28 protein-coding genes and 1 tRNA gene are annotated in these 25401 nt (G+C 30.1%); 16 read left to right on the forward strand and 13 right to left on the reverse strand.

All coding sequences use genetic code 11. From position 1 onward, the window contains the following. Positions 1 to 22 precede the first annotated feature (22 nt). The 6 genes from B2741_RS03065 to B2741_RS03090 all read left to right on the forward strand — a co-directional run bounded on the left by B2741_RS03065 (position 23) and on the right by B2741_RS03090 (position 5142). Positions 23 to 1810 carry an AAA family ATPase gene (locus B2741_RS03065; RefSeq protein WP_291135342.1) on the forward strand — a complete coding sequence of 596 codons (1788 nt, stop codon included), beginning with the start codon at positions 23 to 25 and terminating at the stop codon, positions 1808 to 1810. After that, positions 1810 to 3201, forward strand: coding sequence for a 5-methylcytosine restriction system specificity protein McrC (locus tag B2741_RS03070; RefSeq protein ID WP_291135344.1), 1392 nt, complete (start codon positions 1810 to 1812; stop codon positions 3199 to 3201). Before B2741_RS03065 ends, B2741_RS03070 begins: the two co-directional genes overlap by 1 nt. 10 nt (positions 3202 to 3211) lie before the next feature. After that, the gene (locus B2741_RS03075; RefSeq protein ID WP_291135346.1) at positions 3212 to 3958 is read left to right on the forward strand and encodes a LytR/AlgR family response regulator transcription factor; all 747 of its coding nucleotides are present in this window, start codon (positions 3212 to 3214) and stop codon (positions 3956 to 3958) included. Between the two features lie 154 nt (positions 3959 to 4112). After that, the gene (locus B2741_RS03080) at positions 4113 to 4259 is read left to right on the forward strand and encodes a hypothetical protein (protein ID WP_264369854.1); all 147 of its coding nucleotides are present in this window, start codon (positions 4113 to 4115) and stop codon (positions 4257 to 4259) included. A 62-nt stretch (positions 4260 to 4321) separates the two neighbouring features. Next, entirely contained in the window at positions 4322 to 4972 is a 651-nt protein-coding gene (locus tag B2741_RS03085; protein ID WP_291135349.1) for a hypothetical protein, read from the forward strand. Positions 4973 to 4974: 2 nt separating this feature from the next. Next, positions 4975 to 5142: a DUF1737 domain-containing protein gene (locus B2741_RS03090; protein ID WP_291135351.1), complete on the forward strand. Its 168-nt coding sequence runs from the start codon at positions 4975 to 4977 to the stop codon at positions 5140 to 5142. Between the two features lie 86 nt (positions 5143 to 5228). Here the strand turns inward: B2741_RS03090 and B2741_RS03095 are convergent, their stop codons facing one another. From B2741_RS03095 to B2741_RS03120, 7 genes are all read right to left on the reverse strand, one after another. Then, positions 5229 to 5942: a hypothetical protein gene (locus tag B2741_RS03095; RefSeq protein WP_291135353.1), complete on the reverse strand. Its 714-nt coding sequence runs from the start codon at positions 5940 to 5942 to the stop codon at positions 5229 to 5231. A 3-nt stretch (positions 5943 to 5945) separates the two neighbouring features. Next, positions 5946 to 6614, reverse strand: coding sequence for a GntR family transcriptional regulator (locus B2741_RS03100; protein ID WP_291135355.1), 669 nt, complete (start codon positions 6612 to 6614; stop codon positions 5946 to 5948). Continuing rightward, positions 6589 to 6789: a hypothetical protein gene (locus tag B2741_RS03105; RefSeq protein ID WP_291135357.1), complete on the reverse strand. Its 201-nt coding sequence runs from the start codon at positions 6787 to 6789 to the stop codon at positions 6589 to 6591. Before B2741_RS03105 ends, B2741_RS03100 begins: the two co-directional genes overlap by 26 nt. Continuing rightward, positions 6786 to 7154, reverse strand: coding sequence for a hypothetical protein (locus tag B2741_RS03110; RefSeq protein WP_291135359.1), 369 nt, complete (start codon positions 7152 to 7154; stop codon positions 6786 to 6788). The genes B2741_RS03105 and B2741_RS03110 overlap by 4 nt, the downstream gene beginning before the upstream one ends. Positions 7155 to 7218: 64 nt before the next feature. Next, entirely contained in the window at positions 7219 to 7413 is a 195-nt protein-coding gene (locus tag B2741_RS13080) for an excisionase family DNA-binding protein (RefSeq protein WP_414655296.1), read from the reverse strand. A gap of 125 nt (positions 7414 to 7538) precedes the next feature. Next, entirely contained in the window at positions 7539 to 8477 is a 939-nt protein-coding gene (locus B2741_RS03115) for a hypothetical protein (RefSeq protein WP_291135361.1), read from the reverse strand. Positions 8478 to 8618: 141 nt separating this feature from the next. Next, positions 8619 to 8692, reverse strand: a tRNA-Arg gene (locus tag B2741_RS03120). Positions 8693 to 8761: 69 nt separating this feature from the next. Between B2741_RS03120 and B2741_RS03125 the strand changes: the two genes are divergently transcribed. Continuing rightward, positions 8762 to 9274 (forward strand): adenine phosphoribosyltransferase, encoded by a 513-nt coding sequence (locus B2741_RS03125; RefSeq protein ID WP_291135363.1) that lies wholly within the window; start codon positions 8762 to 8764, stop codon positions 9272 to 9274. Between the two features lie 64 nt (positions 9275 to 9338). On the opposite strand, the gene B2741_RS03130 is transcribed toward B2741_RS03125, so the two are convergent. From B2741_RS03130 to B2741_RS03155, 6 genes are all read right to left on the reverse strand, one after another. Continuing rightward, entirely contained in the window at positions 9339 to 11129 is a 1791-nt protein-coding gene (locus B2741_RS03130) for an acyl-CoA dehydrogenase family protein (RefSeq protein ID WP_291135365.1), read from the reverse strand. A gap of 136 nt (positions 11130 to 11265) precedes the next feature. Beyond that, on the reverse strand, positions 11266 to 12450 hold the full coding sequence (locus B2741_RS03135; RefSeq protein ID WP_291135367.1) for an acetyl-CoA C-acyltransferase: 1185 nt from the start codon (positions 12448 to 12450) through the stop codon (positions 11266 to 11268). Between the two features lie 3 nt (positions 12451 to 12453). After that, positions 12454 to 14844, reverse strand: coding sequence for a 3-hydroxyacyl-CoA dehydrogenase/enoyl-CoA hydratase family protein (locus B2741_RS03140; protein WP_291135369.1), 2391 nt, complete (start codon positions 14842 to 14844; stop codon positions 12454 to 12456). A gap of 18 nt (positions 14845 to 14862) precedes the next feature. Beyond that, positions 14863 to 15303, reverse strand: a complete 441-nt coding sequence (locus tag B2741_RS03145; protein WP_291109984.1) for a MarR family winged helix-turn-helix transcriptional regulator — start codon at positions 15301 to 15303, stop codon at positions 14863 to 14865. Between the two features lie 127 nt (positions 15304 to 15430). Beyond that, positions 15431 to 17200, reverse strand: coding sequence for an AMP-dependent synthetase/ligase (locus B2741_RS03150; RefSeq protein ID WP_291135371.1), 1770 nt, complete (start codon positions 17198 to 17200; stop codon positions 15431 to 15433). A gap of 123 nt (positions 17201 to 17323) precedes the next feature. After that, on the reverse strand, positions 17324 to 18178 hold the full coding sequence (locus B2741_RS03155; RefSeq protein WP_291135373.1) for an EamA family transporter: 855 nt from the start codon (positions 18176 to 18178) through the stop codon (positions 17324 to 17326). 202 nt (positions 18179 to 18380) lie between these two features. Here B2741_RS03155 and B2741_RS03160 point away from each other — a divergent pair, with 202 nt between their 5' ends. The 9 genes from B2741_RS03160 (at position 18381) to B2741_RS03200 (ending at position 25363) form a co-directional block, all read left to right on the forward strand. Beyond that, positions 18381 to 18734 (forward strand): cupin domain-containing protein, encoded by a 354-nt coding sequence (locus B2741_RS03160; RefSeq protein WP_291135375.1) that lies wholly within the window; start codon positions 18381 to 18383, stop codon positions 18732 to 18734. Between the two features lie 43 nt (positions 18735 to 18777). After that, the gene (locus B2741_RS03165) at positions 18778 to 19338 is read left to right on the forward strand and encodes a helix-turn-helix domain-containing protein (RefSeq protein WP_291135377.1); all 561 of its coding nucleotides are present in this window, start codon (positions 18778 to 18780) and stop codon (positions 19336 to 19338) included. Between the two features lie 118 nt (positions 19339 to 19456). After that, complete coding sequence (locus B2741_RS03170) at positions 19457 to 19678, forward strand: hypothetical protein (RefSeq protein WP_262318466.1); 222 nt, start codon at positions 19457 to 19459, stop codon at positions 19676 to 19678. Positions 19679 to 19800: 122 nt separating this feature from the next. Continuing rightward, complete coding sequence (locus B2741_RS03175) at positions 19801 to 20835, forward strand: pesticidal protein Cry7Aa (protein ID WP_291135379.1); 1035 nt, start codon at positions 19801 to 19803, stop codon at positions 20833 to 20835. Continuing rightward, the gene (locus B2741_RS03180) at positions 20825 to 23209 is read left to right on the forward strand and encodes a glycosyltransferase (protein WP_291135381.1); all 2385 of its coding nucleotides are present in this window, start codon (positions 20825 to 20827) and stop codon (positions 23207 to 23209) included. The genes B2741_RS03175 and B2741_RS03180 overlap by 11 nt, the downstream gene beginning before the upstream one ends. A gap of 131 nt (positions 23210 to 23340) precedes the next feature. Beyond that, positions 23341 to 23982, forward strand: a complete 642-nt coding sequence (locus tag B2741_RS03185; protein ID WP_291135383.1) for a porin family protein — start codon at positions 23341 to 23343, stop codon at positions 23980 to 23982. Positions 23983 to 24001: 19 nt separating this feature from the next. Then, positions 24002 to 24316, forward strand: coding sequence for a YtxH domain-containing protein (locus B2741_RS03190; RefSeq protein ID WP_291135385.1), 315 nt, complete (start codon positions 24002 to 24004; stop codon positions 24314 to 24316). Between the two features lie 160 nt (positions 24317 to 24476). Further along, the gene (locus B2741_RS03195) at positions 24477 to 24932 is read left to right on the forward strand and encodes a hypothetical protein (RefSeq protein ID WP_291135387.1); all 456 of its coding nucleotides are present in this window, start codon (positions 24477 to 24479) and stop codon (positions 24930 to 24932) included. Between the two features lie 5 nt (positions 24933 to 24937). Next, a complete protein-coding gene (locus B2741_RS03200) occupies positions 24938 to 25363 on the forward strand; it encodes a hypothetical protein (protein WP_291135389.1) in 426 nt (141 codons plus the stop codon). Positions 25364 to 25401: the final 38 nt, after the last annotated feature.

The following is a 25401-nucleotide window of genomic DNA, read 5'->3' on the forward strand; positions in this document are numbered from 1 at the left end:
ATAAGAAATACAATAATAATAAATGAATCATTTTGAATATACTACACAGCTCCTAAACTATTTAGATGGTTTGAAAATTAATCAAACTATTATAAATTGGAATTTTAAAGGAAAAACTGATATTGCATTTGGTACGCCTGGCGGTAGCTGGGATGGAAAAGGATATTTGTTTGAAAATAATAATAAAGGATACAAATTTATTATAAGAAGTATACCAAATAAAGAAAATGGTTACATCGTAATTGAATCTTTAAATTTAGAAGGTCAGTTATATAATATTAGATTAAATGATAATAAAAAATTTTTTTCTAAAGATGGTATTACTAAGTTATTAGATTCTTTTTCAATGACAGTTGGTTATGGTAAAAGGAAACGTAATGATGTTAAAAATGAATTTTTAAAATTAGGAGTAGAAACTAATGTTATTTCTGAAATAGAAGATAATAATCCAAATTGGGGAAAAGTATTAATTGATATTTTAAATTGGGCTATATTAAGAGAAAAAGTAAAAATTGAACTTAAGAAAAATGTTTCATCAAATATAGATAATGATAATTTGAATCAAACTCAAAAACAAATTGAAATGATTGAATTACTTGAATACAAAAAGCAAATCATTTTACAAGGTCCTCCAGGAACTGGTAAAACAAGAGAAGCAAAATTAATTGCTAAAGAAATACTTGGATTAGATTCTCTTGAGGATTTAAAAGAAAATACTCAATTTAAATTAATTCAATTTCATCCATCATATACTTATGAAGATTTTGTTAGAGGAATTGTTGCTGAGTCAAAAGGCGACCGAATTCAATATAATAATGTTAATAAAACTTTAGGATTATTTGCAAAAGAAGCTTTGAAGAATTTTATGAATTCTAAAAAAGTACCAGAATTAATTTCTAAAGAAATTTGGGTTGAAGAAAATTATTTGAAATTCAAAGAAGATATAGAGAAACAATTACAAGAAGTTGGAGAGATAATAATTAAAGAAAAAACGAAACCAAAAATTACAGCTATTGAAGAAAATGCTTTGAGAGTTAATAGATACAGTAATGAAAACGATTCAATATTGGTAAAAGATAATGATATTATTTATGGATATATTGGATTATATTTAACTGAGCCTTCTATAAAAGTCAAAGAGAATTTATCTCTATCAAAATCTGCAAGAAGCGGGATGTACTATTTATATCAAAATCTTATTGAAAAATTTAAAAAGTATCTAGATAAAAACAAATCGGAGTTCAAGTTTACTGAAGAATTCAAACCAGAAAAGATTAAGAAGTATATTTTGGTAATTGATGAAATCAATCGAGCCAACCTTTCATCTGTTCTTGGGGAATTAATTTATGCATTAGAGTACCGTGGTGAAGCAGTTGAATCTATGTATGCTGTTGATGATGATAATCAATTAATCTTACCTCCAAATCTTTATATTATTGGAACCATGAATACAGCTGACCGTTCTGTTGGTCATATTGATTATGCAATTCGAAGACGTTTTGCTTTTGTAGATGTTTTACCTGAAAATCTAAAAGAAAAGCAAGGATTAGAAAATTTTCATGAAGTACTTTTCTTGGAGGTGGAAAAATTATTTAAAGAACATACTTCTCCAGAATTCGAAGTTAAAGATGTTCAATTAGGTCATTCTTATTTTATTGATAAATCTAATGAAGAAAATGGAGCTGGAATGGATATTCGTTTTGAATATGAAATCAAGCCTATATTATTAGAATATGTAAAAGATGGTGTGTTAATAGGTAAAGGTAAAGATATTAAAAAGGAAATTGAAGAATTAAAAACTCTTCTATAATGGGGTTTAAATTATCAGAACATAATAGTATCGAAATTCTTTTCAATGAATTGTCTTCAGATTCTTTGAACGAGACTATTTTGTTGTATGATACTATTCAATCTAAACGTTTTAATGATAGTAGTCATTGTTTTCTTTTTGAGAAGAAAGAACAAGGTTTTGAACTAAAAGCGGATTATTGTATTGGTTTAGATTGGTTAGGTAACACAGGAAGGTACTTATATGTAGAACCTAAACTCAACACCAAAACAGCTAAAATATTTGATACAATTACTGATTCTGAAGAAGAAATTTTAAAAGATGATTTTGAATATATTCCAACAGAAATTAAAGAATTGGATTATTTAAAAATGTTATTACAAGTTACTAATGTTCCTGAAAGTAATGATGAATTAAAGGGTTTGGTACAAATAGATTGGGTTGCTAAACCTATTGAAATAGAGCAAAAAGAAGACAAACTAACACCCTTTTTGGTTGTTCAGTATCTTCAATTAGTTAAAGCTATTGTTAGGAAGGGGCTGAAGAAAAATTATTATAAATTTCAAGAAAACTTAAATAATAGAGTTAAGGGTAAAATTTTAGTAGGGCAACACATCAAACAAAATGTTTTTAAAAATAGATTCACGAACACCTTTTGTGAATACCAACAATTTGGTGAAGATCATGCAGAAAATCGTTTTCTGAAAAAAGTATTGCAATTTGCAAGTAGCTATATCGAAAATCATGAAAAACTTTTCGGTGATAAATTTATAGAATTACAACATACGATTAATTATTGCCGCCCAGCTTTTGAACTTATTTCTAATCAAGTCAATGATTACGAATTAAAGCATATTAAGTACAATCCATTTTATAAAGATTATGCAAATGCCATAGATTTAGGAAAAAAGATATTGAAAAGATTTGCTTATAATATCACTCAAACGACTAACGATAAAGTAGCAACTCCTCCTTTTTGGATAGATATGCCAAGATTGTTTGAGTTATATGCCTACAGTAAAATGATTGAAGCTAACCCAACCGATAGAAAAGCGATCCATTATCAATTTTCTACTCATGGAAATTTTTTAGATATTTTAGTATCTAAACCAGATTTTCAAATGGTCATAGATGCTAAATATAAATTGCATTATCAAAACGGTCATTTACATCAAGATATTCGTCAAGTTGCAGGATATGCAAGATTGAATAAAGTGAGAGAAAAATTAAATCGGGATAAAGAAGATGATAGAAACATTGATTGTTTAATTATCTATCCTGATATGGAAAATGGATTGGATGACTTAAGTTTAGAAAATATTAATGATAAAAGACTACCTATACAGGCTTATTACAATGTTTTTAAGTTGGGAGTTAAATTGCCTTTTATAGAAGAAATTAATAACAAATAGGTTTGATGCCATGAAAATAGCCCTTTTAGACGACAACCCTGAACAATTAGAAAAGAATCAAAAGTTTTTGAGCACTTTGCCTATTGAAATCGTAACGGCTTGTACTAATGCCAAAGTGTTTTTACAAGAAGTAAAAGCTTCCAAACCTGATGTGTTGGTATTAGATTTGAACTTGGGAGATTCTTATATGACAGGAATGGAAGTGGCATTTGAATTAAAATTACCTGTTTTATTTGCCAGCAGTAATACGCCTGAATATGTTAAGGAAATGGAACGTTTAAAGCGTGAGGAATCGTTGTGTGTTGATCATATAACGAAACCTTTTACTGAGCATGAGTTTCAAAAGACCTTTACTCGTTTTTTACAAGAGGTTAAATTCTTTTGGAACCAACATTATGTCACTCTTGATTTAGGAAAACAAAAACGCACAAAAATAGCGATAGAATCTATTGTATATCTTGTAGCTGATAAAGCCACTGGCTCCGAATCGAACAACAAACAAATTTATTTTACCAATAGAAAAGCAGAAAATTTAATTGATTTTTCTTTCTCTAAAATGGAAGACAAAGGAATGTTGAAAACCCAGTTTATTACCATTCATAAATCGTTTCGTGTAAACGTTAACCACATTAAACACTATAATAAGAAGGAGGAAGTTATTGAGGTAGAAGTGTTTAATGCTTTAGGAAAGTTGGAAACTATGAAGTTGCCCGTTTCTGAAAATTATCAATCGTTTTTAAAATCATTTCGAAAATAACCGCTTTCATTCCTCAAAAAACCGCTTTTATTCTTTATAATGAGCTGATATGATTCAATATTATATCAGCATTTTTTTTCTTATGACTTTTGGTTTGTAATTACAGCGGAAACCGAAAAGCTAACGAGTAGGTAAATTATTTAAACCAAAAATCATGAGTAAATTAAATGCAAATTCAGGCACAAGTAGAGGAATTAGTTCAAAACCAAGTAGTACTTCAACAAGTAAACCTAATCCTAATTATCCTAGTAAAACAGGAAAACCATCTGGACCAGGAAGAGGAAATACACCTAAAAAATAATTAAGGAGCAATACCTCAATAGTATTTTTGAAACTATTGAGGTATTTAAAAATTTAAAGAAAATGAACAAACTAAACATAAAAGCTTTTGATATTGAAGGCAAAAGCAATGAAGAAATTGTTAACCTTGTTTCTCAATTTCCATTTTATGAATCTGACAAAGAAGCGAATAGTAAAAAGAGAAAACGTTGGGTAGTGAATCCTGAAAATATATCGGGCGAAGTTTTGTCTAAACTCTATATCAATGATGATATGATACTAGGCTTCAATTTTAATAAAGATTATGATAACGATTTGCAATTGCATTACCTTGAAAGAGATTTGCAATTGGTTGAAGTATATGAGTTCCCTCTTTTAGAAAGTCATAAAACGATTCCTTTTATGGAAAAAATCATTAATAAAGAGCCTTTGCAGTTTCATTGGAGAAATACGATTCCATTACATGAAAAATTTTCGCATCCGTTTTTTAAAAATGTATTGGGTTTTAAGAATTCCAATTTCTTTATTCGCCCAGAAGATGTGGGGTTAACTTTTCCTTACCAGCATCCCGAATTTAAAAATGTTAAGGAAAAAGTGCTATTACTAGAGAATTTGTATTTTAAGAAAAGTCACTTAATCGCTTACAAAGTTTTTAACCCTATAGCTTACGAGTATAAAATCGTTTGGTCTATGGAATTTTATGAGTATTTAAAAAATTTAAAACCAATAAATTAATTATGAAAGAATATAAAGTTATCCTGGGAAGTTCAATATTAGATTTAGAGCAACAAATAAATGAGTTTTTGAAAATGAATTGGCAATTACAAGGTGGTGTTAGTGTTAGATACAATAGAGGAGTGGGTAACAATGAAATGTTTTATGCACAGGCAGTAGTTAAAATATAAATTGAGAGGCTTTAGCCTCTTTTTTATTGAATTTTACGTCTCTTTAAAAGCAAATGAGGCCTCATATTTACTTTTAAAACAACTAGTTAAATTCTAAAACTCTTACCATGTAATTCTATAAAATTGAAACTACCTAAAATTCTATCAAAAACTCTTCCTCCATATCTTGAAAGTTTATTTATGGCATATTCCATGTTATTTGGATGCTCGTTGTCATAATTCATTGTAATAATGGAATTCATTTTTTTGTTTTCCAATCTTTGAAACAAAACTTCTTCAAATAGTTCTGATTTTCCAAATCTTGATGCCTGTTTCTCTGCTAGTAAATCATCAATGATTAAATGATCTTTGTAAAGTCCATCTTTAAAATTATACATGTTTTCGTCTTCTATCAATTCAAATTTTGACACAGCATTAACTGTTGTGGTAAATTTTAAATTCACTTGATTACTTTCATTTATAATTTGTTGAAAAATTCTTAGTATAGAAGTTTTTCCACATCCAAAACCACCAACAATTACTAATCCTTTGTTTAAGTCAATTGAAGTGTTTGGGTATTCAAAAAGTAATGAAGAGTCATAGAAATTTTCTTTTTTCTGAAAGAAGTAAATAAGAGTATAGACTAAAGCTTTATTTTCTTCAGTACAGACAAATTCTTGTCCTTCAATTTCTAGAAATTTTAACCGAAACATTATGTATAGTTTTTTCGGTTCTAATGATTGATGTAACAATGGTTTTCTTTCAATATTTGCAATATATCCCGCAGGATTATTGACAAAATCATTAATGTTTAGTTTCATAGTTTATCGATTTAAATAAAAATTATTAGATTTCTTTTTGGTTGATTCGCTTCCAAAAACTTTCCAATTTGAAATTCTGGTTTCAAGATTCCAGAATTTTTCATCTTCAAATTTCAGCCGCCCAGTTTGCTCACATTCTTCGCTCCAGTAATTAAAGAAACTATCAAGTTTTTCCTTTGAAAATTGATTTTGAAATTGGAAAATTTGTTTTTTAAAAACTTCTTTTCTTTCTAATGTTTCTAATTCTTTCTTTTCTTTATTAGTTGTTGTTTTTTGATTGTTGCTTGAATGTTTATGGATTGTTTTTGGATTATTAACCTGTTTGTTAGAAATAAAAAACTCTTTAGTAAAAACATCAGAATCTAAAAGCTTAATTAAGGTAAATTGATTTGTTGGTCTTCTTTCAATATAGCCTGTTCTTTCTAATTTTTTTAATGCAGTTCTAATCGTCTGAATCGAAATATTTAATTCAACATGAAGTTTATCGATAGATGTTACAAATTCTCCAATTTTTATTTCAATTCCTCTCCAATTGTTTTCTTTAAAATTAGCTTTTAAGAGTATGTGGAAATACAATCTTGCAACATTTGGATCACTATACCATTGCCATTCTAAAACTTGTTTAGAAAGCTTTACGAATCCATTGTCATAAATGTTTTTTATTTCTTTCATCTTGTATTTTAGTATTATAGTTAGTAATAATGATTATAGTTAATACAATAATTAATAGTATTGAAGTTTTTAAAATTTGGTTTTCATTTTGTATTCTCATTACATTTTCAATTTCTAATTGAACAATATCATCACTAGGAATCAAGATTAAATTTTCTGTATCTGGATTTATCATAATTTGGAAATTAAATATCTGTTTTCATCAATTTTTTCAAATGAAATATCATACACTTGATAAGCAGTTCCTTTCATGTCATTATTTGAAGTAAGATTTGTAAAATATCTAAAGTCAAAACCTTTGCCTTTCAAAAATTCACGATGAATAGTTATTGTTTTTTCTTTTGATAAAAGTTCAATTCCAATTTTATAATTAACCATTAATTGATTATTGGTTTGCTTAAGTTCATTTCTCAGTTTGTTATTTATTTGATTGTGAAAACTGATTCTATTGTATTTATTTGCAAATACTTGATTGTTTCTTTTTGGAATAAACTCTTCACCAGAGTACAAGCAAGTTCTTTTTTGAATTTGTTTTGTCATAATTAGAAAGTTTTAAGTTGTTTGAAAGTTTTTTAATATGCTTCTAAGCAAAATTCTATTTTCTTTAGAATCTTGGCCTAATAGAATTAATGTTTTCCTCGGTTAATGAATCTAAATATATTAGAACTCTTTTACCAAGTTTAAAGGCTTTGATTCGATGATCTCGAATTAAACGGTCGATTGTTTTGGCAGAAACCTTTAGATGGTTAGCCGCTTCATATCTGGATAGATATTTTGGAGGTGTAATATTTGTATTCATATTCAAATATATTTTTGATTTTGAATTACAAATTTTGTGATTTTGTTAAAGTAAAAACGCCCCATTTTTTAATTAAGAAAATAAAAGAGGACGTTTTTATATTGAACTTTTTTGTATGGATATTATCATTTAGAATTTAGGATTTTTCTAAACTTCTTTTTTAATTCTTTTTCTTCTAAATCAACATATTCTCTGTAAAAAAACACAATTGTTATGTGCTTAAAAAAGGGCAATAACAATCTATTTTTTTTAGTAACAGATAAAGAAGGATTTATTTTAATGTTACTATTTATAATTTCAAATAATTTTTCTTTTGATTCTTTATGACTAGAAAAAAGATTAAGTTCATTAATGATTTCTTCAATATAATCTATATCATCAGTTTTGAATGAATTGTAAAAACTTTCAATATAGTCTTGTTTATTATCAAAATCAAATGGAGCATAATTTTTAGTTTCTAATTCTGAACTAAATTTTATAAAAGTTTCATAAAATACTTTAAAGTTTATATTTGTTTTATTATCTTTTTTTCTAACCGAGTAATAGAAGTATATATTTTTTGATAATTTAACAAATAAAAATTTGTAAGTAAAATTAATAATCTCCTGTAGAAAGAAGTTAGAATCAATTTCAATATCTGGATTGTTATTATAATCTTCTAAAAGTTCTTCAATTTTAATTAAATCAATTCTATAGTTTAATAGATTTACAAATTGTTTTTTTTTTGGAATAAATTCAGAAGTTATTTCATCTTTATTTATTTTTTCAATTTTTGTATTAAATGATAGTCTTAAAATTCTACTTAATAATATTTCAAATAAAAGTTGAGGATTTGATGAGTTTATAACTTTTAAAAGATCTTCTTTAAACAAATTATCTTCGTTTGTAAATAAATTAATTTTATCAATTGACTCATGAATCGTTTTATTGATTACATATTGATAATTTCTACTATTGGGAACAAAAATCTTTTTTTTAATGTCTTCATATGAACATAAATTATCCTTATCAAATGCATAAAATTGATAAAAAGGGAATAGGATACGAACGGAAGAATCATTCATATTTTTTTTAAATTATTTCTTTAGAAAATTTAAAATAAAAAGTTATTTTAGTAAAGATATTAGGTTTTGGCACAAAAAAGGCACAAATAGAAAATAAAAATCCCCAAAACCTTATTTTATAAGGGATTGGGGATGTTGAAGTGACCTCGACTGGATTCAAACCAGTAACCTTCTGAGCCGTAATCAGATGCGCTATTCAGTTGCGCCACGAGGCCTTAATGCGGGTGCAAATATAGAGATAAATGTGTAAATTGCAAACCAATTACAGAAAAAATATATAAAAAATGAACTTAGAAAACTATATCCGTGATATTCAGGATTTTCCGAAGCCAGGAATTGGATTTAAAGATATTACACCTTTGTTAAGTAATCCAGAAGCAACTTCTGCTTGCTTAGATTTGTTAGCCATTACTTTAGCAGATAAAAAGATTAATAAGGTAATAGGAGTTGAGAGTCGTGGTTTCTTTTTTGGAATTTTGTTAGCACAAAAATTAAATGCAGGGTTTGTTCCTGTTCGAAAACCTAAAAAGTTACCTTTTGAAACAATTAGTGCGTCATACGAATTGGAATACGGAACAGATACTTTAGAAATGCATATTGACGCCATTCAAAAAGGGGATAAGGTTTTAATTCATGATGATGTTTTAGCGACTGGAGGAACTGCAAAAGCCGTTTGTGAATTAGTAGAGCAGTTAGGTGGCGAAATCGTACAAATGAATTTCTTAATGGAATTATCGTTTTTAAACGGAAGAGAAAAATTAGGGAATAAAGAGATTTTTGCTGCTTTGACATATTAGAATAAAAAACCATCCGCTACAACGGATGGTTTTTTTAAACAAACTAAACCAATTAATTGCTGTATTAAAAAGCGTATTTGTTTTCGCTAATAATTTTTGCAGCAATTTTTTCACGAAGACCAATTACATTTGGCATATTCGTATATTTTGTAAAACGTTTTAATCCCATTAACATCATACGTTGTTCGTCACCTTCAGCAAATGAAACGATTCCTTCTTTTCCTTTTTGGTTTACGATATCTACGGCATGATATAAGTATAATTTTGCCATTGCAATTTGCTCCTGAACTTTGTCTTCGCCTTCTTTTTTAGCTAATTTTTCAGTTCTAAGAATAGTACTTTCAGCCATGTAAATTTCGATTAAGATATCAGAAGCGGCCATTAATAATTGTTGGTGTGATTCTAATTCTGCTCCGTATTTTTGAACTGCAGCACCCGCTACCATTAAGAATACTTTTTTCAATTTGGCAATCATTTCTTTTTCTTCAGCAAATAATTCTGAATAATCCGGAATGTCGAAAGATGGAATTCCCATTAATTCTTCGGCAACAGCCATTGCTGGACCTAATAAATCCACATGACCTTTCATTGCTTTTTTTACTAACATACCAACTGATAACATTCTGTTGATTTCGTTAGTTCCTTCGTAAATTCTTGCGATACGAGCATCTCTCCAAGCGCTTTCCATTGGTGCATCTTCTGAGAATCCCATTCCACCAAAAATTTGGATTCCTTCGTCTGTACAAGCTTGAACGTCTTCAGAAACCGCTACTTTTAAGATAGAACATTCGATTGCGAATTCTTCTACACCTTTTAATTCTGCTTCTTGGTGCGAATTTCCTTCACTAACTCTAATATTGATTCTGTTTTCGATATCAGATGCAGCTCTGTAAGTAGCACTTTCTCCTGCATAAGCATTTGTAGCCATTTCAGCAATTTTAGCTTGAATTGCTCCAAAACTTGAAATAGGTGTTTTAAACTGAACTCTTTCGTTAGCATAATGTACTGCTCCAGTAATGGTTCTACGTTGTGCTTCTAAACAAGCTGCTGCTAATTTAATACGTCCAACATTTAAAGCATTCATAGCAATTTTAAAACCTTCGCCACGACCTGCCAACATATTTTCTACAGGAACTTTTGTTTCGTTAAAGAAAACCTGACGAGTAGAAGAGGAGCGAATACCTAATTTGTGCTCTTCGTCACCCATTGAAATTCCGTTTGAAGGATCATTTTCAACGATGAAACCGGTAATATTTTTATCGTCTTCAATACGAGCGAAAACAATCATTACGTTACAAAAACCAGCATTAGAAATCCACATTTTTCCACCTGTGATTTTATAATGTGTGCCATCTTCTGAAAGAACCGCTTTTGTTTTTCCTGAATTTGCATCTGAACCAGCTCCAGGTTCTGTTAAACAATACGCACCAAACCATTCGCCAGAAGCTAATTTTGGTACATATTTTTGTTTTTGTTCCTCTGTTCCGTATAAAGTAATAGGCATAGTTCCAATTCCAGTGTGCGCTCCAAATGCAGTTGAAAACGAACCAGTTGCTCCTGAAATATAATCACAAACTAAAACGGTGTTTACGAATCCCATTTCCATTCCGCCATAAGCAGCAGGAACAGCAACGCTTAAATAACCTAATTCACCAGCTTTACGCATGATGTCTTCGGTTAAAGCATAATCTTTCTTTTCGAAACGTTCTTTGTTTGGCCAAATTTCTTTGTCTACGAATTCGATAACCGAATCACGCATCATAACTTGTTCTTCATTGAAATCTTCTGGAGTGAAGATGTCTTCGCATTTTGTTTCTTTTACAAGGAATTGTCCTCCTCTGATGATATCTGACATAATTAGCCCCCTATCCCCGAAAGGGGGAACCTATTAGGGGTCAATAGGGTTTAAATTTTACAATATATTTTATTTATAGTATTTCAGCACAAAGTATAACCACAATCCATATTCCCCTTTTGGGGGTTATGGGGTTTTACTTCAAAAATTCGTAAATTCCTGCTGTTCCTTGTCCTGTTCCCACGCACATAGATACGATTCCATATTTACTTCCTCTTAATCGCATTTCGTCAAACAATTGAACAGAAAGTTTTGCACCAGTACAACCTAGTGGGTGACCTAAAGCGATAGCTCCACCATTTACGTTTACGATATCAGGATTTAAGCCTAATTCTCTAACAACAGCTAACGATTGAGAAGCAAACGCTTCGTTTAATTCAATTAAATCAATGTCAGATTGTTTTAAACCTGCTTGTTTTAATGCTTTTGGAATTGCCTTCACAGGACCGATTCCCATGATTCTTGGTTCTACACCTGCTGAAGCAAAATTTACTAATCGAGCAATAGGTTCAAGATTTAATTCTTTTACCATTTCTTCACTCATAACTAATACGAAAGCTGCTCCATCACTCATTTGAGATGAGTTTCCTGCTGTTACACTTCCGTCAGCAGCAAATACGGGTCTTAAACCTGCTAATGCCGCAACAGAAGTTCCTGCTCTTGGGCCTTCATCTTTATTAACAACATAAGAACGCGTTTCTTTTTTACCATTTTCATTAATAAAAGTTTCTTCTACTGTAATAGGAACTATTTGAGCGTCAAATTTGCCTTCTGCTTGTGCTTTTAAAGCCTTCATATGTGATTGATATGCAAATTCATCTTGATCTTCACGAGAAACGTTGAATTGTTTTGCAACCGCCTCAGCAGTTAATCCCATTCCCCAATAATAATCTTCATGACCAGCAGCTGCAGCTTTGTAATCTGGTGTTGGTTTGTAGCCTCCCATTGGAATATAACTCATACTTTCGGCACCACCAGCAATGATACAATCTGCCATTCCAGATTGAATTTTTGCTGTTGCCATTCCGATAGTTTCAATACCTGATGCACAATATCTATTTACTGTAACACCTGGAACATCTTCTACTTTTAATCCCATTAATGAAATTAATCTACCAACGTTTAAACCTTGTTCTGCTTCAGGCATGGCATTTCCTACCATAACATCATCAATACGAGTTTTATCAAAATTAGGAAGCTCTTTCATCATGTGTTCGATGGTTTCTGCTGCTAATTCGTCAGGACGTTTAAAACGAAAAACTCCTTTTGGTGCTTTTCCTACTGCTGTTCTATATGCTTTTACTATATATGCTGTTTTCATCTTTTAGTTTCTTAACGGTTTCCCTTTGGTTAACATGTACTGAATTCTTTCTAAAGATTTTCTTTCTCCTGTTAAAGATAAAAAGGCTTCTCTTTCTAAATCCAATAAGTATTGTTCAGAAACTAAAGTTGCTTCTGATAAATCGCCACCAGCCATAACATAGGCTAATTTGTTAGCAATTTTTTTATCGTGTTCAGAAATATATTTACCAGCTTCCATTTGGTCAGTTCCTACTAAGAACATTCCTAAAGCTTGCTTTCCTAATACTTTAATATCTTTTCTTCTTACAGGTTGGGTATAACCTTGTTCTGCCATTTGTAACGCTACTTGTTTAGCTGTTGCAATTTGACGGTCTTTGTTTACCACAACAATATCTCTTCCTTTTTGTAAAACACCGGTATCAAAGCCTTCATAAGCTGAAGTAGCTACTTTTGCCATACCAACAGTTAAGAAATATTCTTGTAAAACGTTTAATTCTACATCGTTTTTACGGAATAAATCAGAAGCTCTTAAAGCCATTTCTTTAGAACCTCCACCTCCAGGAATTACTCCAACACCAAATTCTACTAATCCGATATAAGTTTCTGCTGCGGCAACAGCTCTATCAGCGTGCATAGTTAATTCGCAACCACCACCTAATGTCATTCCGTGAGGAGCTGCAATAACTGGAATTGCAGAATAACGACAACGCATCATCGTGTCTTGGAACATTTTGATAGCCATGTTTAATTCGTCATATTCTTGCTCAACAGCCATCATGAAAATCATTCCTAAATTAGCTCCAACAGAGAAATTAGCGCCTTGATTTCCAATCACTAAACCATTGTAGTCTTTTTCAGCAATATCAATAGCTTTATTGATTCCTTGTAAAACACCAGCACCAATAGAATTCATTTTAGAGGTAAATTCTAAATTGATGATTCCATCACCTAAATCGGTAATGATTGAATCGCTGTTGTTCCATATTTTTTTGCTTTCGCGAATGTTATTTAAGATAATGAAGGCATCTTGACCTGGAATTTTCTCTACTTTTTTGTTTATGATAGAGTAGAAGTGCGTTGCTCCATCTTTAATCGAATAGAAAGAAGTGTTTCCAGAAGCTAACATATCGGTTATCCAAGAAGCTGGTTGATATCCTTCTGCTTTCATTAATTCGATTCCTTTTTCAACTCCGATAGCATCCCAAATTTCGAATGGACCGTTTTCCCAACCAAATCCAGCTTTCATGGCATCGTCTATTTTGTAGAAAGCGTCTGTGATTTCAGGAATTCTGTTTGAACAATATTGAAACATAGAAGCGAAGTTTTTTCTATAGAAATCACCTGCTTTGTCTTTACCAGTCACTAAAACTTTGAATCTATCGATTGGTTTTTCAATCGTTTTGGTTAATTCTAAAGTAGCGAAAGATGCTTTTTTATTCGCTCTGTATTCTAATGTATCTAAATCTAAAGTTAGAATGTCTTTTCCTTCTTTTTTGTAGAAACCTTGTCCGGTTTTGCTTCCTAACCATTTGTTTTCCATCATTTTGTTAACAAATTCTGGAAGTTTGAATAATTCATGAGCTTCGTCGTTTGGACAATTTTCATAAATTCCGTTCGCTACATGCACTAAAGTATCTAAACCAACCACATCAACTGTTCTAAAGGTAGCTGATTTTGGACGACCAATTACTGGTCCAGTTAATTTATCAACTTCTTCAACCGTTAATCCCATTTCTTTTACTTGGTGGAATAAACTTTGGATTCCGAAGATTCCAATTCTATTTCCAATAAAAGCTGGAGTATCTTTTGCTACAACTGAAGTTTTTCCTAAAAACTTTTCACCATAACCATTCAAGAAATCTAAAACTTCATTAGAGGTTTTTGGACCAGGAATGATTTCAAATAATTTTAAGTAACGTGCTGGATTAAAAAAGTGCGTTCCACAGAAATGTTGTTGGAAATCGTCACTTCTTCCTTCACTCATGAACTGAATTGGAATACCAGAAGTATTTGAAGTTACTAAAGTTCCTGGTTTTCTATATTTATCAACTTGTTCGAAAACAATTTTCTTGATGTCTAAACGTTCTACTACAACTTCGATAATCCAATCTGCTGTTGCAATTTTTGACATATCATCTGTAGTATTTCCAGTAGTGATTCTTGAGGCAAAACTTGGATGATAAATAGGAGAAGGCTTCGATTTTAAAGCGTTAGCTAAATGATCATTCACTAATCGGTTTCTAACGGCTTTACTCTCTAAAGTCAATCCTTTTTTCTGTTCTGCTTCGGTTAGTTCGTTTGGAGCGATGTCTAATAATAAGACTTCGACACCAATATTAGCAAAATGGCAAGCGATACCACTTCCCATAATTCCGGAACCAATAACAGCAACTTTTTTAATATTACGTTTCATGTTTATAGGTTTGTTGTTTTATTTGTCGTTATAGATTTTTTTGTCTGCAATTAATTCGTTGATGATTTCGGCAACTTCCATAAAGTGTTGTAATTTTTCTTCACTAATATGTTGCTTTACGGTTTCATTAAAACGAAGTACGGTTTCTTTCGAAAGTTCTCTTTTTTCTTTTCCTTCTTTAGTTAATTGAATAATTACGCCACGACCATCTGTTGGATTTTTTTTACGCGTAATTAATCCTCGTTCTTCCATCGATTTTAGAGTTCTAGTTAAGCTTGTTGCTTCCATTCCCATTTTTGGGCCTAGAGTTGTTGATGGCGAACCATTTTCTCTATCGATACTTAAAAGAGCAAAACCTGTTGCCATTGTAGCATTATATTTTGCAGCTTCTTCGTTGTACATTCTGGCAACCGCTTGCCAAGTTGCTCTAAGTATATAGTCTATTGTTTTATCTTTCATAGAATTATCTATCTAAACTTTTTCAAATATAAAAAAAAATACTATGCATGCATAGTATTTTTAACATTTTTTTCAAAATTTAACATTTTAAAATAGCAAAACCCACGAAATGTGGGTTTTAGCGTTTCTATCCGTAAATTTTTTGATATAAATCGTTATATTTTTCTTTAATGATTTTACGTTTTAATTTCATAGTAGGAGTTAGGTGACCATCAACGATTGACCAAACATCTGGAGTAAGTTCAAAACGTTTTACTTTTTCCCAATTTCCAAATTTTTCATTGCTATGGTCAATTTCTTCCTGAATTCTGTCGATTACCATTTTATTAGCACATAATTCTTCATTGGTAGCAAATTTAAGATTATGTCTTGTTGCCCATTCTCTAACAAATTCAAAATTAGGTTGAATGAAAGCGGCTGGCATTTTTTCGCCATCACCAATAACCATGATTTGTTCAATAAATCTAGATTGTTTGAAAGTGTTCTCTAAAATTTGTGGTGCTACGTATTTTCCACCAGAAGTTTTGAACATTTCTTTTTTACGGTCGGTAATTTTTAGGAAACCATCAGAATCAATTTCACCGATATCACCTGTATGGAAGTAACCATCTTTTAAAACTTCAGCAGTTTGAGTTTCATCTTTGTAGTATCCCATCATTACATTTGGACCTTTACATAAGATTTCTCCATCTTCTGCAATTTTAACTTCAACACCGTCTAATACTTTTCCAACGGTTCCTACTCTGAAACCACTATTTCTCATATCGTTTACAGAAATTACAGGAGAAGTTTCGGTTAAACCATAACCTTCCATAACTGGAATGTTAGCAGCACAGAAAACTTTTGTTAATCTACTTTGTAATGCAGCACTTCCTGAAACTAGTAATTCTAATTCACCACCTAAACCTTCTTGCCATTTAGAGAAAATTAATTTACGAGCAATTTTTAATTTGAATTCATAGAAAGCACCGTTTTGTTTATAAGGTTTGTAATCCATACCTAAATCTAAAGCCCAGAAGAAAAGTGCTTTTTTAATTCCACTTAAATCAGCTCCTTTAGCATAAATTTTATCGTATACTTTTTCTAGTAAACGAGGAACAACTGACATAACGTGTGGTTTTACCTCTTTTAAGTTATCAGAAATTTTCTCAATACTTTCAGCGAAGTAAATAGAGATGCCATAATATTGATATAAATAGGTCAACATTCTTTCGAAAATATGACAAATAGGTAAGAAACTTAAAGCTCTTGTATCTCCAGCTCTTAATGGAACTCTTGGTGCACTCATTAAAACATCAGAAACAATATTTTGATGCGTTAACATTACACCTTTTGGTCTTCCTGTTGTTCCTGAAGTATAAATAATAGTAGCTAAATCTGTAGTTAAGACATTATTTTTTCTATCTTCAACCACATCTTGATTTTCTTTATCAGCACCTAATTCTAAAAGTTCTTTCCAACTTTTGCATCCAGCAATATCATTATAAGAATACACTTCTTTTAATGCAGGAACATTGGCTTTAATGCTTTTTAATTTTTCATATACTTCATCATCAGAAACAAATACATACTGCGATTCGGAGTGATTTAAAATATATTGGTAATCTTCTGCAGAAATTGTTGGATACATAGGAACTGTTTGTGCTCCTGTTTGTAAAACCCCAATATCTGTAATGTGCCATTCCGTTCTATTGTTAGAAGAAATGATAGCAATTTTATCATTTTTATTTACGCCTAATCGAAGTAAACCTCTAGAAATGGCGTTGGCTTTGTCTAAATATTCTTGAGTAGATGTTTTAATCCACTGACCGTCATATTTTGTAACTAAAGCGTCTTTTAAATTATACTTTTCTAATTGATAATAAGGAAAGTCAAATAAGCGTGTAATATTGTCCATAATTCGCATTTATTATTTTATGCAAATTATAAAAATTAAATTAATTATACAATTTTTTAAATAATTGATAATCTAGAGGTTAGTGTTTTAGAAAAAATAAAATACTATGCCTGCCTACTATTTTTACTTGAATTGAGAAAGTGTGATGATGATTATTGAAATAATTGCCAAAACGATTCCGAAGTAGTTCCATTTGGTCATTTTTTCTTTAAACAGAACTATTCCAGCTAAGCTTCCTAAAATAATTACTCCCATGTTCATTCCTGCAAAAACGGTCGAGGGATTTTCAGCTAAAGCTTTATGAGCTTTTAGATAGAAGAGAATGTTTCCAAAATTTAAAATTCCTAAAGCCAATCCCCAAAGAATATTTTTTGATTCTAATTTTTCTTTTTGAACAAGAATTTTTCCAATTAAAAATAAAATTGAAATTATAAAAGCACCACAAAAAATGATAAATAAGGAAGTTGTGAAACTAAAATCTTTAAAAATTGCGACTTTTTTAAATAAGATATCTATTATTCCAAATCCCATTAAAACCAATAAAGGATAAATCCAACTATCCGATTTATTTTCAGATTTTTTATTCAAAGTAAAAAATATGGCTGAAAACCCTACGATAAAACCAATTATTTTTAGTTGACTAAAGGTTTCATTGAATAAAAAGTAAGAAGCTGTTAATGGAATAAATAAAGATAATCGTTGGGCAATATCGGTTTTTACAATTCCTACTTCTTTAATTGATTTCGCCTGAATTAAAAATACAATAGGTAATAAAAATGCTAAACTTATGAAAAGTGTATAAGGAACCGATTTTTGTTCAATAACTAAATTAGGTTGGTACGTAAAATAGGTGAGTAGTAACGCTGAAAAATAATTAAAAGTGATTATTTGAAATACATTTAGCTGAAATCGTTTGGCTATTTTTAAAAATATCCCAACGGTAACACTACAAATTACACTTAAAATGACAAACCACATGATGCTTTATTTTTTGCAATATTAGTAAAATTCCGAAGAATAATGAGGAATATATACACTAAACCAATGCTGTTTTTCAGAATAAAATGTGATTTATGTAAATAATATCTCTGATTTTGTAACGAATTTGATAAATAAATAACCACCTTTGATTGAAGTTGAAATGCAAAGTAATAAAGTTATAAACAACTCAACCAAAAAAATGAAAAAAACAAACGAGGTAGTTGAAGTAGAAAAGGGAAAAATTCACATTGTTGTGGAACTAATTGAATACATCCCAAATGCAGTGGTTAGTAAAACAATCATAAAAAAAGTGACAGGAAATGTTACTGCTTCTTCCTTTGATGCTGGAGAAGAATTAGACGAAAAAAAATCACCATTTGATACGTATATTCAAATTATTGATGGCGTGGCAGAACTTACTATTGATAAGAAAAAATTCAAGTTAAAATTAGGAGATGGTATGGTTATTCCTGCTCATTCCACACATCATTTTAATGCTAATGAGCAATTTAAAATGATTTCAACTGTAATTAAAAGTGGTTATGAAGATTAAATAAATAGAGCAAAAATTAATTTGCTCTTAAACCCAAAACAGTATGATACTCTATATTAAATATATGGTTAGTCTTCGTTGTAAAATGATGGTTAAAGAAGAACTAAAAAAATTAGGGTTGCATTTTGTTATTGTGGACTTAGGAGTCGTTGAAATTTTAGAAGACATAACTCCATCACAATTTGAATTATTAAAAAAAAATTTAGCCATGTCGGGTCTTGAATTGCTTGATGATAAAAAAGCAATTCTTATAGAAAAAATAAAAAATGTAATTGTAGAAATGGTTCATTACACAGATGAACTTCCAAAAATGAATTATTCAGATTACATTAGTGAAAAACTAAATCACGATTATACTTATTTATCTAACATCTTTTCAGAAGTAAAAGGAATAACAATTCAACAATACATTATCAATCATAAAATTGAGCGTGTTAAAGAGTTGCTTTTATATGATGAAATTAATCTTACCGAAATCTCTTATTTACTAAACTACAGTAGTGTTGCTCATTTGTCCAATCAATTTAAAAAAGTAACCGGTTTATCTCCTTCTTTTTTTAAACAATTAAAGCAAAAAAGAAATCAAAATTTAGAAAACGTTTAAACTTAAATCTTTGTTAATGTGTGATTTATATAATATTAATAGATAATTTTATAACACTTTTTGGTTTTTAAATTGTCACCTTTGTTTAATAAGATTATAACATTTAAAAACACTTAAAATGGAATCAAAAGCAAACAAAGGAACAGAAGTTTTTAAAATTTCTGGAGATTGGAAAAGACAAGCTGATAATTTAAAAGATAAATTTCCGCAATTAACAGATTCTGATTTAAAATTCGAAAGTGGTAGAGAAGATGATTTACTTGAAAGGGTAGAAGCACGTTTGCACAAAAAAAGAGAGGAAGTGATTAATATTATCAAAAAAGGGCAACCTACAGCATAATAATTGACTTTTTTTTGTGGGCAACTTAGTAACTGAAAAATGCTAAGAATACACATAATAGCCAATAAAAGGCGTAGGTGAACCATCATCTACGTTTTTTTTTCATCTAACTACAAATCAGAATGATACAAATCAAAAAAGAAGGCATACTTCTTAAAAAAACTAAGCTCTCGTTTGAAAATGATAGTGTTTTAAATCCTGCCATTATGCAAGAAGGAAACATTGTGCATATGTTGTATCGAGCGGTTAGAAGCGGTAATTATTCAACTATTGGATATAGTAAATTTGAAGGACCACTAAAATTGGTACAGCGTAATAATACGCCATTAATAATTCCTTTTTTGGATGAAGAATCAAAAGGTGTTGAAGATGCAAGAATTGTAAAAATCGATGGTGTTTATTACATAACCTATACGGCTTATAACGGAATTAACGCATTAGGCGCTTTAGTAACTTCAACTGATTTGTTAACTTTTGAAAGACACGGAATTATTGTTCCAAAATTCACTTTTGATGAATTTAAACGCTTAGCCGAATGTAATAATTTGGTAAACGTAAAATATTTTCGTCATGATCGTCATTTTAAGCCTAGCGAAGAAGTATTTCTTTGGGATAAAGATGTGATGTTTTTTCCAAGAAAAATAAACGGAAAATTAGCTTTTTTACATCGAATACGCCCAGGAATTCAATTGGTTTTAATCAATAGTTTAGAAGAGTTAACTAAAGAATTTTGGAACGAATATTTTCTTCATTTTAACGAACATATTATTTTGGATCCAGTTGGTACTAACCACGAATCAGGTTTTATAGGTGGTGGTTGTCCTCCAATAGAAACCGAATTAGGTTGGCTCCTTATTTATCATGGTGTTTTTGATACTTCCGAGGGATATATTTATTCTGCCGCTGCTGCTTTATTAGACATCGATAATCCTACAAAAGTAATTGCAAGATTAGTTGATCCTTTATTTGTTCCAGAACTCGATTATGAAAAAAACGGTGTGGTTTCCAATGTGGTTTTTCCAACAGGAACTGCATTATTTGAAGATACGCTTTATATCTATTATGGTGCCGCTGACAAATGTATTGCTTGCGCATCTATGAGTTTAAAAGCATTATTAAAAGAACTTTTACAAAATCCAACACAACATGAGAGCTAATTTTTTTCCAATTTTTAATAATTCATTACTCGTTTATAATGAAGCCAAAAATAATTTGAATGAAAGTCATTTAATGAAATACATTACGAATTCTAAATACGAACTAATTCCAGTTGTAGAAAAGCAACTTCCCGAAATCGTTTTTATAACGTCTTACCCACCAAGAGAGTGTGGTATTGCAACCTATACGCAAGATTTAAAAAATGCTATTCAAGAAAAATTTGGTAATACCTTTTCATTAAAAGTTTGCGCTTTGGAAACTACGGGTGAAAATTACAATTATTCAGAAGACGTTAAATACAAATTAAATTCGGATGCTGAAGTAAATTTTTCAGATTTAGCAATAAAAATCAATGCGGATAAAAATATTGCAATGGTATTTTTGCAACACGAATTTGGTCTTTTTGGAGGAGTTTATGGAGATTTTTTGTTAAAATTCATGAAGCATTTAAAACGACCTGTAACTACAACATTTCATTCGGTTTTACCAAATCCAGATAAAAAAATAAAAGAAGTAGTTCGTAAAATTGCCGATTATTCAGATTTTTTAGTTGTGATGACTGATATTTCGAAAACTATTCTGATGACAAATTACGGTATTGCCGAACGAAAAATTTCAGTAATTTCTCATGGAACTCATTTGGTAGCTTCGTTTGATAATTTGCAACATAAAACAAAAAATCAGTTTAGCGATAGAGTAGTGCTAACTACTTTTGGTTTATTGAATGAAGGAAAAAGTATCGAAACAGCATTAGATGCATTGCCTAAAATTATCGAAAAGTTTCCGAATGTAATTTATTTAATCATCGGAAAAACACATCCAGAAGTTTTAAAACGTGAAGGTGAAAAATATCGCAATTTTCTTTACGAAAAAGTGCAAAACTTACATTTAGAAAACAACGTTAGGTTTATAAATAAGTATTTGTCTTTAGATGAATTAATGGATTATTTGCAACGAACAAAAATTTATTTATTCACTTCAAAAGACCCAAATCAAGCGGTTAGTGGAACATTGGCATATGCAATGGCTTGCGGTTGTCCAGTTATAGCAACACCAATTCCGCATGCTAAAGAATTTTTACAAGGAGCCGGATTCAATTATGATTTTCAAGATGCCAATCAACTTGCTGAAAAAACCATTGAATTGCTTTATAATCCAAAATTATTGAGAGAAATGCGCTTGAATGCGTTGCATAAAATTAGCCCAACATCTTGGCAAAATTCTGCCATTGCACATATTGAATTAGTAAAAAACAATAGTAAAAAACATAAAATTGTGTTGCAGTATGAAATGCCGAAAATTTCATTAAACCATATCAAGAGAATGACGACTATAAATGGATTAATTCAGTTTTCGGCTATTTCAAAACCAAATATTGAATCGGGTTATACTTTAGATGACAATGCAAGAGCATTAATTGCGGTGACCAAACATTATCAATTAACTAATGCTGAAGAGGATTTAGAATTAATAAAAATTTATTTGAAGTTCATTTTGTTTTGTCAACAAGAAGATGGTAGCTTTTTAAATTATGTAGATAAAGAAGGTAATTTTACCGCTAATAATGGTAATGAAAATTTAGAAGATGCTAACGGCAGAGCTATTTGGGCATTGGGAGAATTCACTTCGTTTTATGATATTTTAGATAAAAACATGATTAGAAAAGCAAAATTTGCTATTGAAAAATCATTGAAAAATATTTTAAAATTCCATTCTCCAAGAGCAATTTCATTTGCAATTAAAGGATTGTATTTTTATAATTTGGATAAGGAAAGTCCAAGAGTAAATCACTTAATTACTTCGTTAGCCGATAATTTAGTTTCAAAATATAGAGGTGTTTCAGATAAAAAATGGAAATGGTTTGAAGATTATCTTACCTATGCTAATAGTATTCTGCCTGAAGCGATGTTATTTGCAGGTTTAAGCACTGGAAGTGAATTGTATAAAAACATTGCAAAAACTTCATTCGACTTTTTACTTTCTCTTACTTTCAAAGACGACCAAATCAAAGTAATTTCAAATCAAGGTTGGTATCATAAAGGAAAAACGTTCAATCAATTTGGAGAACAACCCATCGATGTAGCCTATACTATTTTAGCGCTGCAAACTTTTTATCAAGTGTATGAAGATGCATCTTATAAAGACAAAATGAAAATTGCTTTTGATTGGTTTTTAGGAAAAAATCATTTGCATCAAATTATTTATAATCCAAAAACAGGTGGTTGTTATGATGGTTTAGAGCAATATCATGTCAATTTAAATCAAGGTGCAGAATCTACCATTAGTTATTTACTTTCAAGATTAGCCATGGAAAAAGTTACTAATTCAATTAAGGAGATGAAGTTTTATGAAGAAGTTTTTCAAAATGAGTGAATCATGTAACTTATAAATATAATATGTAACACATCATGCTTTATTGTATTGCATCTTTGTTGTATAGAAGGTGAAGAAATAAATCTTTACTAAAACTAGTAATAATACGCATATAACTTAAATTAAAAAAAATGAAAAAAGCAATCATATTGATCGCATTAGTTACGCTTTCGGTTACCAATTCTATGGCTCAAGAGTCAACAACTACAGATAATCGAGATAAATTGTTTTTTGGAGTAAAAGCAGGAGTAAACTATTCCAATGTGTATGATTCTGAAGGCGAAGATTTTGTTGCAGATGGAAAACTTGGTTTAGCTGGTGGTGTTTTTGTATCCATTCCGTTAGGAAAATTTATTGGAGTTCAACCCGAAATTTTATTTTCTCAAAAAGGATTTAAATCATCAGGAACGTTTTTAGGAACTGATTATGAAACTACCAGAACAACAGATTACATTGATATTCCTTTGTTCTTAGCCATTAAACCAGTTGAATACGTTACGCTTTTATTCGGACCACAATATTCGTATTTGTTAAAACAAAAAGATGAATTTACAGGTGGTTCATTGAGTTCTACACAAGAAGAAGAATTTGAAAACGATGATATTCGTAAAAATACTTTTTCGCTTATTGGTGGTGTAGATTTTAATGTTAAAAATCTAGTATTTGGAGTTAGAGGTGGTTGGGATTTAAAAAACAACAACGGTGACGGAACTTCAACAACACCGCGTTACAAAAACATGTGGTACCAAGCTACAGTAGGTTACAGATTTTAATTTTTAAAATATAATACAAATGGAAAATTTAAATAATAAAGGAAAATTAGTTATTGGTAGTTTGCTTGTTGGAGCGCTTATTGGAGCATCAGTTGGCGTATTGTTTGCACCTCATAAAGGAAAAAAAACAAGAAAAAATATTGCCAATAGTGTAAAAAACTCTGCTAGTAAGTTTAAACAAGAAGTGAGTGAAGATGGTCAGTATTTAAAAGATAAAGCAATGAGTTTTGAACATCTTTTAGAAGACAAAATTAGTAAAGCTGGAACTTCTTTTAAAGACAAAGCAAATGAATTGCTTCATAGTGGTTCAGATCATCAAATGAATAAGAAATAATAATAATAAAGACCATGGTTTCTTTTTTAAATCACCAATAAAAAGGTTTGCAGAAGCGAGCTTAACTAAAAAGGAGATAACATGTATGACTACTAAAATGAAAATTTTAACATAGATGAAAAAAGAAATCATGGTTTTACAAAACTAACAAACAAATAAAATGAAAACATATATTATAAAAATGATTCTTACTACGAGTATAATCGGACTTTTTATGACGAGTTGCAACAATTCGCCAACAGCAAAAGAAGAAGATGTAAAAGAGGCAACTCAAGATTTAATTGATGCGGAAGCCGATTTAAATAAAGCAGAATACGATTCGATTAGCGATTTCAATACTTTTAAAGAGAGTATTCAATTGAAATTAGTTGAAAATCAGAACGTAATCGATGATTTAAAACTAAAAATCACTTCGAAGGGAAAAGTAGAAAGAGATATTGATGAAGTTGAAATCAATAAATTAGAAAAAAGAAATACCGAGTTAAAACTTAAAATTGAAAACTACGAGCAAGGTCCAGCACAAAAATGGGAATTGTTTAAAGTAGACTTTAATAATGAAATGGATAATTTAGGGAAATCTATTTCTGAAATGGCAGACCGCAACAAGAAAAAATAATGAGTATGAAAACAAATTATACAACAATTAAAATAGTATTTTTTTTTGTATCCTCTTTTGCGTTATCTCAAATATTTTCATCTTGTTCAAAAAATATTGAATTTGAAAATTCAAATGTTGTTCCTGCCGCAAGAGGAGATATATCAGTTAAAAAGGACAAAAATAACAATTACAACATCAAATTAGAAATTTCATATTTGGCAGAACCTGAACGTTTGCAACCACCAAAAAAGTATTATGTGGTTTGGTTGTCATCTGAACAAAATCAAATCCCGTTAAATATTGGTCAAATTGTAGGAACTTCAAAACTTCATGTTAAGTTTGAAAGTGTTTCTTCGTCAAAACCAAAACGAATTTTTGTAACTGCAGAAGATGATGTTAGTACACAATATCCTAGTAATTTTGTGGTTTTAGAAACAGATAAGTTTTAGTTTTTGGGGGTTAATTTTGGGAAAACTGTCTTCGGGCA

The organism is Flavobacterium sp. UBA7663, assembly GCF_002483315.1.
Classification (GTDB): domain Bacteria; phylum Bacteroidota; class Bacteroidia; order Flavobacteriales; family Flavobacteriaceae; genus Flavobacterium.